At 31.9% G+C, this 12,446-nt stretch carries 13 protein-coding genes, 1 tRNA gene and 2 other annotated features; all 14 genes read right to left on the bottom strand.

Annotation, left to right across the window (positions count from 1 at the left end; genetic code table 11):
• The coding region (locus C3E90_RS08260; RefSeq protein WP_132693438.1) for a GTP-binding protein at positions 1-94 on the bottom strand (94 nt) is incomplete at its 3' end.
• Between the two features lie 67 nt (positions 95-161).
• A tRNA-Thr gene (locus C3E90_RS08255) sits at positions 162-237 on the bottom strand.
• Positions 238-295: 58 nt separating this feature from the next.
• Complete coding sequence (gene sigH / locus C3E90_RS08250; protein WP_236915171.1) at positions 296-913, bottom strand: RNA polymerase sporulation sigma factor SigH; 618 nt, start codon at positions 911-913, stop codon at positions 296-298.
• Positions 914-1,021: 108 nt separating this feature from the next.
• Entirely contained in the window at positions 1,022-1,555 is a 534-nt protein-coding gene (locus tag C3E90_RS08245; protein ID WP_236915169.1) for an NYN domain-containing protein, read from the bottom strand.
• Entirely contained in the window at positions 1,530-2,285 is a 756-nt protein-coding gene (gene rlmB / locus C3E90_RS08240) for a 23S rRNA (guanosine(2251)-2'-O)-methyltransferase RlmB (RefSeq protein WP_236915168.1), read from the bottom strand. The genes C3E90_RS08245 and rlmB overlap by 26 nt, the downstream gene beginning before the upstream one ends.
• A 35-nt stretch (positions 2,286-2,320) precedes the next feature.
• The gene (gene thyX, locus C3E90_RS08235; protein WP_236915167.1) at positions 2,321-3,079 is read right to left on the bottom strand and encodes an FAD-dependent thymidylate synthase; all 759 of its coding nucleotides are present in this window, start codon (positions 3,077-3,079) and stop codon (positions 2,321-2,323) included.
• A gap of 26 nt (positions 3,080-3,105) precedes the next feature.
• A complete protein-coding gene (locus C3E90_RS08230) occupies positions 3,106-3,537 on the bottom strand; it encodes a ribonuclease III domain-containing protein (protein WP_236915166.1) in 432 nt (143 codons plus the stop codon).
• A gap of 3 nt (positions 3,538-3,540) precedes the next feature.
• Positions 3,541-4,938: a cysteine--tRNA ligase gene (gene cysS / locus C3E90_RS08225; protein ID WP_236915165.1), complete on the bottom strand. Its 1,398-nt coding sequence runs from the start codon at positions 4,936-4,938 to the stop codon at positions 3,541-3,543.
• Positions 4,939-4,983: 45 nt separating this feature from the next.
• Positions 4,984-5,198 (bottom strand) — a binding site (T-box leader).
• A gap of 65 nt (positions 5,199-5,263) precedes the next feature.
• A complete protein-coding gene (gltX, locus tag C3E90_RS08220) occupies positions 5,264-6,745 on the bottom strand; it encodes a glutamate--tRNA ligase (protein ID WP_236915164.1) in 1,482 nt (493 codons plus the stop codon).
• Between the two features lie 75 nt (positions 6,746-6,820).
• A complete protein-coding gene (locus C3E90_RS08215; RefSeq protein WP_236915163.1) occupies positions 6,821-7,678 on the bottom strand; it encodes a DUF1002 domain-containing protein in 858 nt (285 codons plus the stop codon).
• Positions 7,679-7,853: 175 nt separating this feature from the next.
• Positions 7,854-9,578: a proline--tRNA ligase gene (locus tag C3E90_RS08210; protein WP_236915162.1), complete on the bottom strand. Its 1,725-nt coding sequence runs from the start codon at positions 9,576-9,578 to the stop codon at positions 7,854-7,856.
• Positions 9,579-9,690: 112 nt separating this feature from the next.
• Positions 9,691-9,903, bottom strand: a binding site (T-box leader).
• Between the two features lie 80 nt (positions 9,904-9,983).
• Positions 9,984-10,451, bottom strand: coding sequence for a 2-C-methyl-D-erythritol 2,4-cyclodiphosphate synthase (gene ispF / locus C3E90_RS08205; protein WP_236915161.1), 468 nt, complete (start codon positions 10,449-10,451; stop codon positions 9,984-9,986).
• 11 nt (positions 10,452-10,462) lie between these two features.
• Positions 10,463-11,203 carry a 2-C-methyl-D-erythritol 4-phosphate cytidylyltransferase gene (gene ispD / locus C3E90_RS08200; protein ID WP_236915160.1) on the bottom strand — a complete coding sequence of 247 codons (741 nt, stop codon included), beginning with the start codon at positions 11,201-11,203 and terminating at the stop codon, positions 10,463-10,465.
• A 105-nt stretch (positions 11,204-11,308) separates the two neighbouring features.
• Positions 11,309-12,406, bottom strand: a complete 1,098-nt coding sequence (locus C3E90_RS08195; protein ID WP_236915159.1) for a PIN/TRAM domain-containing protein — start codon at positions 12,404-12,406, stop codon at positions 11,309-11,311.
• Positions 12,407-12,446 lie beyond the last annotated feature (40 nt).

Here is a 12,446-nt window from a genome sequence, read left to right as displayed (position 1 = left end):
TTGCTGCTGTTAATGTTGTTTTACCATGGTCTACGTGACCTATTGTTCCTATGTTTACGTGAGGTTTAGTTCTTTCAAATTTTGCTTTACCCATTTACTATTCCTCCTTAATAATATAAAATTAGTTAAGAAAACTCCTCCGGGTGTTTCTTTTTATTATTTGGAGCCCATGACCGGACTTGAACCGGTGACCTCTTGCTTACCATGCAAGTGCTCCACCTACTGAGCTACATGGGCATCTTAAACCACTGTAACATATTTTACTACCAAGATATTTCATTGTCAATAGATAATTTTAATATTCCTTCAATTCCAAGTATCTTTCAAGCTTACGTTTCACTCTTTGTAATGCATTATCAATGCTTTTTACATGTCTATCTAATTCCTCTGCAATTTCTTGATAAGTTTTTCCATCTAAATAAGCCATAAGCACTTCCCATTCTAAATCACTTAATAGTTCAACAATTTTACTTTCCATAAAATATAACTCTTCACTACTAATTATTAATTCTTCTGGATCAGTAATTTTTGCGCCAGATATTACGTCTAACAATGTCCTATCCGATTCTTCATCATATATAGGTTTGTTCAAAGAGATATAAGAATTTAATGGAATATGCTTTTGTCTAGTAGCAGTTTTTATTGCAGTAATTATCTGCCTGGTAATACAAAGCTCTGCAAAAGCTTTAAATGAAGTAAGCTTGTCCCTTCTAAAATCACGGGTAGCTTTAAAAAGTCCTATCATTCCTTCTTGAATGATATCTTCTTTGTCTGCCCCCACTAAAAAATATGCTCTTGCTTTTACTCTAACAAAATTTTTATACTTCGTTATTAAATATTCTAAAGCTTGAGGATCGCCAGTTTTGGCCTCTTCTACAATATCTTCATCCTCCATACCTTCATAAATGGTCATATCCAATTCATTGTATAATCCAAGACCCACCAAACATCCCTCCAAACCATGTTTGAAACACACCCCATAATTAACTAAATTATAATTAATTAATTACCAATAGTCAAGCTATTCATTGTTTTTTCGCCATCTATTCAATTTTTTTAATATTTCTTCATCTAGTTTACCTATAAATAATTCGGTTTTGTCCTTTTCTTTACTTTTCTTTCTCCTTATTAAATTCCTTTGATTTAGTATTTCCACTTCTAGTTCTCTTGCAGATATTCTAGTACCCCCCCTTCCTAATACTATTTGTTGTTCCATCCAGTCTGAAGTAGCAACCCTTACCCTTTTAATCCTGCCAATATCATCTAAAGTCTTTTCTATATATTGATCAGCAGTTTCATTTTCCTTTGTATATATCACCTCAACCCCTTTAACAGTTTCTTTCTTTCCAGCATTCCCCTTAACCAAATGGGCATCAAATACAACTATGACTTTAATTCCTGAATAGTGTTGGTATTCTGCCATAGTCTCTATCAATTCTTCTCTTGCTACCTCTAAATTTAAATTACTCAATTCCCTGAGATTGTTCCAGGAATTAATAATATTGTATCCATCAACAAAAAGATATTCTTTATATTCTTTTGCTCTTCTTTTCATAGTCCTGCTTTACTACTTCATATATTAATATTGAGGCTGCATTAGAGGCATTTAGAGAAGAAACCTTGCCTTTCATAGGAATTTTTACTAGAAAATCACATTTTTCTTTTACAAGTCTAGATATACCCTTACCTTCACTACCTATTACCAAGGCTATAGGCCCTCTAAATTCGGTGCTAAAATAGTATTCCTCACCGTCTATGTCAGCTCCATATATCCATAGACCTTTATCTTTTAATGTTTCTATTGTGTCAGAAATATTATTAACCTTTGCAATCATCATATGTTCTACTGCTCCTGCTGAGCTTTTATAAACTGCACTTGTTACATGGGCCGATCTTCTTTTAGGTATTATTATACCATGGGCTCCTCCACATTCAGCTGTTCTAATTATAGCTCCTAAATTATGAGGATCTTCAATTCCATCTAGAATTATTAAAAATGGAGGTTCATCTAACTTTTCTGCTCTTTTAAGCATATCATCTATAGAAAAATAAACATAAGGAGTAACCAAAGCAACAACCCCTTGATGAGGGCTTCCTTGGGCTATTTGATTTAATTTATTTTTGTCAACTTGCTGTATTATTATATTTCGGTCTTTTGCTACACCAATTATCTTATTTATGGAGCCTTTTAATTCACCCCTTGCTACATAAATTTTCTCAATTTCTTTTCCTGATTTTAGTACTTCTAAAACAGGATTTCTCCCAATTATATATTGTTCATCCATTCTTTACTCCTACTTTCCATATTTTCTTCTTAAAATTATATTCCTTTAAACTTATTCCTTACTTCTATTATTTTTCCACAAGTCATGTTTCCTTCTGGGCAATGGCCTTTTAAACAAGCAGGTCCTGCGTTTTTAAATAAAGTTGGGTACACTTTTTTTACAGTCTTAAGCATTTCAATTGCCAATGCCCTTATTTCCCATTGAGCTCTATTACAAGTTCTAAGCCTAAAAAAATTTAGTAAAGTTCTTGCATTCATGGTAAAGACTATCTTTGTTTCACAGGCATTAGGAAATACATACCTAGCATCTTCTATAGCTTGCTTCTCAGATTTTTGCTTAGCTTCTTTTTCCTTTACACCTTGTTCTAAGTATTCTCTAAAATATTTTTCAAATAATATTTGAGTTATTTCATTATAATATCGTTGATCTTCTTCCATAGCATTCACAAATAATTTTTTAGCTTGAGGATTTTTTGCAATAGAAGGAGGGATTATATATTCAAATTGATCTAATTTAACATATCTCTGTGATTGTTGTGAATAACTAGCAATTCTGTGTCTAACAAGTTGATGGGTTAACGTTCTTGAAACCCCTTCCACTCCAAAGGTAAAATTTACGTGTTCTATAGGAGACTCATGCCCTAAATTTACTAACACATCTAAAAATTTCTCCACGTTCTTATTCTCTAAATTTTCCTCTATATCGCTAATTCCTACAGGTGAATAACATAATTTCGCTGCAGAAGCAATTAATTTTTCACCATCAGGCGTATATCTTAATAATTCTACCTTCATATTATCCCCCTTTACTTTAGTTTATATCAGTTATCCATAGTGAGATGGACTATTTTATTAAACAACTCCATCATCCTATTATCTTGTCCAGTTAAATATAGATATCCTATTAAAGATTCGAAACCGGTGGCATATTTATAATCTACTAGTTCTGCATTCTTAGGAACAGAATTTGTTTTTGCATTCCTTCCTCGTCTCACTAAAGATTTTTCATCATCTGTTAATTGGGTTTTTAAAGCATGAACAATATTTGATTGAGACTTAGCTTTAACATATTCAGTAGTTGCCTTGTGTAGTTTCCTTACTGGAAGACCTTTTTTTAGTAGATAAGTCCTTACACATAATTCGTATACTGCATCTCCTATATAAGCTAATTGAAGGGGGGAAAGCATGTTTATGTCCTCTCCATTTAAGTTTCTATTTATATTTCTAAAAGTATTTTTATATTCCTTTTCCATAAGCTAAATTCTTTTCCATTTCACTCCCTCTTGCGTGTCCTCTAGAATAATTCCTTTTTCCTTTAATTTATCTCTAATTTCATCTGCTAATTGATAATTTTTTTCTTTCCTAGCTTGTGTTCTTTTCTGGATTAATGATAGTATTTCCTCTTCTAATATTACTTCTTCTTTTGATAATATCCCTAAAACTTTTGATAATTTTACTAAATTATTATAGGTATATTGTATCACAAATTTTGGAGATTGTTCATTGAAATTGGTATTAGCATATTTGACTATATCGAATAAACTAGCTATAGCATCTGCAGTATTTATGTCATCCTCCATACTTGTAATAAATTCATTCTTATATTTATCTATTTCCCTTAACTTATTCTTTTCTTCTTCATTCAATTTTCTATCTGGGCTCTTATCTAGTAGGTACTCCAAATGGGCCTTTCCATTATATAGTCTTTCTAAACCATTTTTCAACTGCTCCATAACATCCCTACTGAAGTTTATAGGGTTCCTATAATGAGCAGATAATAAGAAAAATCTTAGAACTTCTAAATCAAATTCTTTAGAAATATCTCTTACGGTAAAAAAATTCCCTAATGATTTAGACATTTTTTGGTTATCTATAGTCAGCATACCATTATGCAACCAATAATTAGCAAAAGGTTTCTCTGTTAATGTTTCAGACTGAGCAATTTCGTTCTCATGATGAGGAAATTGCAAATCTTCTCCTCCAGCATGGATATCAATAGTCTCACCTAAAAGTTCTCTTGCCATTACTGAGCATTCAATATGCCACCCTGGTCTTCCTTTTCCCCAAGGACTCTCCCAGAAAGGCTCTCCTTCCTTAGCTTTCTTCCATAATGCAAAATCCATAGGGTTTCTTTTTTCTTCACTAATATCCACTCTTGCTCCAGATATTAAATCATCTATACTCTTCTTGGATAATTTACCGTAATTTTTTGCACTATTTATATCAAAATATACATTACCATCTATATTATAAGCTGCCCCTTTATCTATTAATCCTTCAATAAACTTAATCATAGGTTGAATAAAATCTGTAGCTTTTGGATGTATTGTCCTTTCTTCGTATAAATTTAAACCCCTTGCATCTTCGATAAAAGCTTCTATATATTTACCTGCAACTTCTCTTACTGTGATCTTCTCCTTATTAGCTTTGTTTATAATCTTATCATCTATATCGGTAAAATTGACAACGTACTTTACATCATAGCCTTTATAAATAAAATATCTCCTCAAAGTATCAAATACCACCATTGGCCTTGCATTACCTACATGAATATAATCGTATACCGTTGGACCACATACGTATATAGTCACTACTCCATCTTTTATGGGCCTAAATTCTTCCTTTTTTCTTGTTAAAGTATTATATAATTTCATTTATATCCTCCCCTCTATTCAATTCACAAAAAAGCCGCCTCTAACTAAAGAGACGGCAAATCCGCGGTTCCACTCTACTTGGTTTAAACCCTGCTTTATTACGTCTAACGTCGTAACCCGTCTTATCTTACTAAACCTTTCAGATAATAAGTTCAAAGGTGCACTTCAACTATAATCTACCCTGAAAGTTTCTTTCAGCCCATGGGAAACTTCTCTCTTTTAGGATATTATAGTTTACTTTTCCTCTTCATCACTTTCTATTAAAGTATTTACTTTAATTTTACTTTAACTTCATATAAGGTTCAAGTGAATTTAATCTTTAATATTAAAGATAACGCTCTTCTACATATTCTATTCTATTTAATATATTTTGTTTACCTAATAAATAGATTATACTCACCAATTCTGGTCCATGTACATTTCCAGTTAAAGCAACCCTAGTAGGCATAAATAATTTCTTACCTTTTATTCCTGTACTCTTTTGTATTTTTTTCATAATGGCTTTAGAAAATTCTTCATCTACTTCTTCTGTATTCTCCAATTCTTGTTTAAAAGCATCCAAAAGGCTAGGTACATGGTCTTGTTTCAATATATCTAATGCTTCATCATCTTCTGGCTCTATTTTATTGTCGAAAAAAACTTCCACTTTACTTACTATATCAGAAACATTGGATAAACTCTCCCTTACTATCTCTACCATAGTTTTTATCCAATTATATCTTTCTTCCACGAATTTATCCTCTATTAAATTAGCTTCCTTTAGATAAGGTATAGCTAGATTTGTTAGTTTATCTAAATCATAATTCCTTATATGATGTCCATTTACCCAATCCAGTTTATCTCTATCAAAAATTCCACCAGTTTTTGATACCCTTTCAAAAGAAAACTTTTGGATTAATTCTTCCATAGTAAGTATTTCTTCATTATCCTCTGGGCTCCATCCAACTAATGCTAAGTAATTTATCAATCCTTCAGGAAGATAACCCTTTTCTCTAAAATCCTCTACAGCCACGTCTCCATGGCGTTTGCTTAGTTTCTTTCTTTCTTTGTTGAGAACCGTAGGTAAATGAACATAGGTTGGTTTTTCCCATCCAAAAACTTCATATAGATATACATGCTTAGGAGTAGACGGTAACCATTCTTCTCCCCTTACAATATGGGTTATGCCCATTAGATGGTCATCTACTACTACTGCCATATGGTAGGTAGGATACCCATCTGATTTCAATAATACTTGGTCATCTATATCTTCAGTATTTATTGTTATATTGCCCCTTACTAAATCCTCAAATTTAATATCTTTATTTGGAGGAAGTTTTAGTCTAACTACATATTCCTCACCATTGGCAATCTTTTCCCTTGCTTCGTCTAAACTCAAACTTCTACAAAGGCCATCGTATTTAGGTATAAGGCCTTTTATTTTTTGTTCTTCCCTAACCTTATCCAATCTTTCTTTCGAGCAAAAACAATAATAGGCATATCCTTTTTCAATTAATTCATCTACATATTTTTTATAAATATCCAATCTTTCTGACTGAATATAGGGTCCATAATCACCTTTTTGTACAATCTTACCGTTCTCTATAAACACACCTTCATCATATTCAATTCCAGCCCAGTGTAAAGAGTTAATTAAGTTTTCAATAGCACCTTCTACAAATCTAGTTTGATCTGTATCCTCTATTCTTAATATAAACTTTCCATTATTATGTCTAGCAAATAAATAATTGTATAAAGCAGTCCTAATAGAGCCTATATGTATAAAACCCGTAGGACTTGGTGCAAATCTTAGTCTTACTTCTTTCAAAACAATGACACCTCCTAAATTAATTACCTATATATTATATATCAGCTAATATTGTGTGTAAACCTATCTTAATTCTTATCCAAATATTCTATTGAAAAAACTGATTATAGCATCTAATATACGTCCCAAAATAGACTTAATCTCTATATTTTGTTCCGTTATTTTATCAATCTTTCCCGATATATCCTTTAGTTGTCCTTTAATTTGGTCTATATCCAAATTTAATTTAGATATATTTTTCATAAGGGATACTATTTGATCCATTTGGTTCTCCGTCAATTCTATTCCCAAATCCTTAGCCATCTGTTCTACAACTTTTTTTATTGAACCTTTGCTCTTAATATTATTGTCAATTATATATATTTTAATATTATTTATTAATTCCTCAGCCTTTTCTTGTCCAATTTCACTTCCTAATGTGGCGGTTTTGGCTATCTCTTCACTAGCTATTTCTTTTTCTTTTTCTGTTATTTCTTCCCCTGTAATATCTTCAAAGGCCTTTATAACTCCAGTCAAAGCTGCTGTTCCTGATGCTTTAATAGGGCTAGCAACTATTATTTTAGCATCTTTAATGCCTGCAGTTATTAAAGCGTTCCTGTACATATCATTGGTAACCCAAGTAATGTTATGAGATTCAACTGTTATACCTTCTCCCTTTGAAAGTTTTTCTACATAGACAGAAGATATTGCATTAGTGCCAATAAGTTTTTCGTCAACAAACTTTCCTAAATATTCTCTTTCCTCTTCATTAGTAACTTCGATAATATTTACATTTTCATCTACATTGAAAAATTTTAGCATTTCTTTTCTTTGTTCTGGTGATAAGTTTTTACCTAATGTAACTACTATGTTTTCTGTTTCCCCTTCTGCAAAAACTATGGATGGTAGAACCATTACAACCATTAGAATAAAAACTAAAATATTCTTCCTCATTTTCTTCCCTCCAAAATATAAAAATAGGTTCATAAAATAGGATACCTTATTAATATAAATATTACAAGCTAGTTAGAATTATATACCCAAATTAGTATGACTAAATTATAATTATATATTAATAGCCATAAAAGGTAGTATCAAAATAAGGCTGTAAACTTACAGCCTTATTTCTCTATATTCTCATTCCTTCTTTATCAAATTCCTCTTTAATCTTATCCATAATGTTATCTACTGGTATTTCAATTCTTCCTTCTTCTCTTCTTAAGGAATACTCTACAATATTTTCATTTGCCTTTTTACCTACTGTAATTCTTATAGGTATACCTATTAAATCCCTGTCATTGAATTTAACTCCTGCTCTTTCATTTCTATCATCTAATAATACTTCTAATCCTTCATCTAATAATTCTTTATATATCTTTTCTCCCAGATTTTTCTGTTCTTCATTTTTTACATTAATAATGGTGATTATCACATGATAAGGAGCTACAATTAAAGGCCATATAATGCCATTATCATCATGATATTGTTCCACAATTGCTGCCATGGATCTAGATACACCAACACCATAGGAACCCATTACAAATGGTTTTTCTTTCCCTTCTTCATCTAGATAAGTAGCATGTAAACTATTACTATATTTAGTTCCTAGTTGGAATATATTGCCTACTTCAATTCCCCTATCCATGGATAGAAGTGCACCACATTTTGGACAAATATCCCCTTCTTCAATTAAAAGTAAATCATCAACTATTTCACCTTCAAAATCCCTACCGTAATTTACATTTTTTATATGGTAATCCGTTTCATTCCCACCGACGATTAAATTCTTCAATTTTGTAATTCGAGAATCCACTATAAGCTTTACATCTTCTTTAAGTCCTACAGGACCAGTAAATCCTTTATTTGCCCCAGATATTTTAATAATAGTTTCTTCGTCTGCCATTTCTAGTTCATGTTCTGGAATTTTTAAGTAATTACATAGTTTCGTCTCATTTAACTCCCTATCTCCTGGTATTATCACCACTACTACCTCACCTGAAGCTAAATATACTAGGGCTTTACCAAAATTGCTCTTTTCTATTTTAAAGAATTCTACTAAATCATCAATAGTTGTAGCATTAGGTGTAAGAACTTTTTCCATTTCCTTTTCTTCTTCATCTTTTAACTCAATATGATAAACTACCTTTGCCTTTTCATCAGTAGCTGCATAATCACAACTATCACAATAGGCTACTAGACCTTCACCAGTTTCTGCCATAGCCATAAACTCGTGGGATTGGTTTCCCCCCATGGCTCCTGAATCTCCTTCAACAACCTTGTATTTCAATTTTAGTCTTGTAAATATTTTTTCATAGGCTTCCCACATTTCCTTATAGGCCCTTTCCATTCCCTTTTCATCTTTATCAAAGCTATAGGCATCCTTCATAATAAATTCCCTAGCTCTTATTAATCCAAATCTAGGCCTTTTTTCATCCCTATATTTTGTCTGTATTTGATATAGGTTCAACGGCAATTGTTTATAGGATTTAATCTCATCTTTAATTAAATTTGTAAAATACTCTTCATGAGTTGGACCAAGACAAAATTCTCTACTATTTCTATCGTTAAGTTTAAACATTTCTGGTCCAAAATTCCCCCACCTTCCACTTGACTCCCACAGTTCTCTTGGTTGAATAGCGGACATTAATAGTTCTTGGGAACCTGCATTGTCCATTTCTTCTCTAACAATATTTTCAATTTTTCTAATTATTCTATATCCAAGGGGTAGATAAGAATATACTCCTGATACTAATTTACGCATCATACCCGCTCTCAAAAGTAATTTATGACTAGGTATTTCAGCTTCCGATGGTACTTCCCTTAATGTTGGCATATATAATTTTGACATTCTCATTTTCTACTTCCTCCTCAAATTTTATTCTCTCCTAGGCACAGTGCCCTGTCCCATTACCTACTACTTACTAACTACTGTCAAAAGCAAATAAAAAAACCTTCCATCTCTAACCAGTAGAGACGAAAGATTTGCTTCCGCGGTACCACTCTAATAGACTTAACTATTTAAGTCCCCTTAAAGTTTTAACGCAACTAACGTTTAAGCATACTACTTTCTGCTTAAAAGCTCCAGGATGGGTTAGGTATTAAGGGGGCCAGAAATCTTCCACCTTTTGATTTCCTCTCTTTGACCATTAACACTTACTATTTCCCGTCATAGCCATATGATTAATTATAATTAATCATACTAAAACTTGTATAATCTGTCAAACACTTTTTTATAAGACAAGAGAACCGTCCCCGTGTCTTATTTTAGTAGGCAGACGCTTTGAGCGCTAATACCTTCTCCTCTACCTTCAAAGCCTAATCTTTCAGTGGTAGTAGCTTTAATATTTATGTAAGATAAGGGTGTTTTAAGAACTTTAGCAATGTTTCCCTTCATGTTTTCTATATAAGGGGCCATCTTAGGTTTTTCAGCTATTATTACAGCGTCTATATTTCCTACCTTATACCCAGATTTTAGCATAATATTATAGACCCTATCTAATAGAACTAGACTAGAAATATCCTTATACTGATTATCCGTATCTGGAAAATGCTTACCAATATCTCCTAATCCTAATGCACCTAAAATGCTATCCATAATGGCATGGATTAAAACATCAGCATCAGAATGTCCTAATAAACCCTTTTCATAAGGAATTTCCACTCCACCAATTATAAGCTTTCTTCCTTTTACCAACTGATGGACATCATATCCTATGCCTATTTTCATCTTTAATCATCCTATCTACTTTGGAATACAAACTCTTTTCTTCTAAATATTGCACTTTTATCCTTTAAAATAGATTCTGCTATTATTAAATCTTCCGGAGTAGTTATCTTTATATTCTCGTAACTCCCCATTACCATTTTAACTTCCATACCTAATCTTTCCACCAATGAACTGTCGTCTGTCCCCATAAAATTATCATTTATAGCTTTTCTATAACCTTCCATAATAATTTCCTTTTTAAAACATTGAGGGGTTTGTGCTGCCCATAGAAGATTTCTTTTAGGAGTATTATCTACAGTATTATTATCTTTCACTACTTTTATGGTGTCTTTTACAGGAACTCCAATTACACAAGCTCCATATTTTATGGCTCCTTCTATTCCATTAACTATGTTTTTAATTTTAACGAAGGGCCTTGCTCCATCATGTGACAAAACTATGTCAGCCCTTCCATTTAACGCCAATATTCCATTGTATACAGAATCTTGCCTTTCTTTGCCACCTCTTACAATTTTAGTAACTTTATTGAATTTAAATCTTTTGACTATTTCTTTTCTACAATAATCTATTTCATCTTCCCTTGCAACTACTATTATCTCATCAATATATCTACATCTCTCAAACTTCTCTATGGTATGAGCAAGGATAGGTTTATTATTTATGGAAATAAATTGCTTATTTATCTTGCTTCCCATTCTATTACTCATTCCAGCAGCTGCAATTATAACTGAAACATAGTGATTTTCATACATGTATTTCACCTCTTAAACATTATAGCATAGATAGAAAAAACATAAAATGTTTTATAGATTAATATTACAAAAAAAAGCAAAATATAAGGACCAATTAAATTGGTCCTACACTGCTCTATCTACTATGGTTTTGGGTTTAGCAAATATCATCCTACCTGCTGATGTTTGAAGGACGCTGGTTACCAACACATCTATAGTCTCTCCAATATGTTTTTTACCACTTTCAACAACTATCATAGTTCCATCATCTAAGTAAGCTAAACCTTGCCCTGATTCCTTACCATCTTTTATCACTTGTACTACCATTTCTTCTCCTGGAAGTACAACTGGTTTAACTGCATTAGCTAATTCATTGATATTCAAAACATCAATACCTTGCACTTCAGCTACTTTATTTAGATTATAATCATTTGTAATAATCTTTCCTTTTAATAACTGAGTAAGCTTTAATAGTTTAGAGTCCACTTCTTTAACATCTTCAAATTTTTTATCATGAATTATTACTTCAATATCCAATTCCTTCTGTATTTTGTTTAAAATATCTAACCCCCTTCTACCTCTATTTCTTTTGAGGGAATCAGAGGAATCAGCTATATGTTGTAATTCTTCTAATACAAATTCTGGTATAACTAAAGGTCCTTCAATAAAGCCAGTTTTACAAATATCTGCTATCCTTCCGTCGATAATTACACTTGTATCTAATATCTTAGGACAGGACCTACAATCTGTCTTCAATTTATCCTTTCCAAATCCCTTACGGAAATTCCCAATAGTATTAGTAAAATCATCTCTCTTTTTAGTAGGAACTTTTATTCCTAAATATCCAAATATAACGTAGAAAACTATGGATATTGCAACGCCTAAATAAGGTATTTCAAGTTTGTAAAAAGGTTGGCTCAATAAATATGCAATAATCAAACCAATTATTAATCCAATAGAGCCCAAAGCAATATCGTAAGCAGGAACCTTTTGAAGCTCAACTTCAACAAATTGAACTACTATCCTCCCAGCTTTCATAATCTTTGGAGATAATAAGAAAAAAATAATTCCAAAAATTAAACTTATGCCCAAATAAAATGCCAAACTTATCCAACCTTTGTCATGTAAATCTATTATATTTAAAGCTGTAAATCCTGCAACTATTCCATAGCCTACTAGCAAACCTATTAATGTAATAACTCCCCTAATAATTTTATCAATCATTAGTTCACCTCCTATAGTATATTTATTACCAATTTATAAA

Source organism: Clostridium sp. Cult2 (assembly GCF_021655075.1).
In the GTDB taxonomy this organism is placed as follows: domain Bacteria; phylum Bacillota; class Clostridia; order Tissierellales; family Tepidimicrobiaceae; genus Schnuerera.
This window is presented reverse-complemented; position numbering and strand designations above follow the sequence as displayed.

Excerpts from the sequence above, each read along its gene's own strand:
- sigH (WP_236915171.1), bottom strand. The coding sequence starts at position 913 with ATGACCATTTATGAAGGTATGGAGGATGAAGATATTGTAGAAGAGGCC.
- C3E90_RS08245 (WP_236915169.1), bottom strand. The coding sequence starts at position 1,555 with ATGAAAAGAAGAGCAAAAGAATATAAAGAATATCTTTTTGTTGATGGA.
- rlmB (WP_236915168.1), bottom strand. The coding sequence starts at position 2,285 with ATGGATGAACAATATATAATTGGGAGAAATCCTGTTTTAGAAGTACTA.
- thyX (WP_236915167.1), bottom strand. The coding sequence starts at position 3,079 with ATGAAGGTAGAATTATTAAGATATACGCCTGATGGTGAAAAATTAATT.
- C3E90_RS08230 (WP_236915166.1), bottom strand. The coding sequence starts at position 3,537 with ATGGAAAAGGAATATAAAAATACTTTTAGAAATATAAATAGAAACTTA.
- cysS (WP_236915165.1), bottom strand. The coding sequence starts at position 4,938 with ATGAAATTATATAATACTTTAACAAGAAAAAAGGAAGAATTTAGGCCC.
- C3E90_RS08215 (WP_236915163.1), bottom strand. The coding sequence starts at position 7,678 with ATGAGGAAGAATATTTTAGTTTTTATTCTAATGGTTGTAATGGTTCTA.
- C3E90_RS08210 (WP_236915162.1), bottom strand. The coding sequence starts at position 9,578 with ATGAGAATGTCAAAATTATATATGCCAACATTAAGGGAAGTACCATCG.
- ispF (WP_236915161.1), bottom strand. The coding sequence starts at position 10,451 with ATGAAAATAGGCATAGGATATGATGTCCATCAGTTGGTAAAAGGAAGA.
- ispD (WP_236915160.1), bottom strand. The coding sequence starts at position 11,203 with ATGTATGAAAATCACTATGTTTCAGTTATAATTGCAGCTGCTGGAATG.
- C3E90_RS08195 (WP_236915159.1), bottom strand. The coding sequence starts at position 12,406 with ATGATTGATAAAATTATTAGGGGAGTTATTACATTAATAGGTTTGCTA.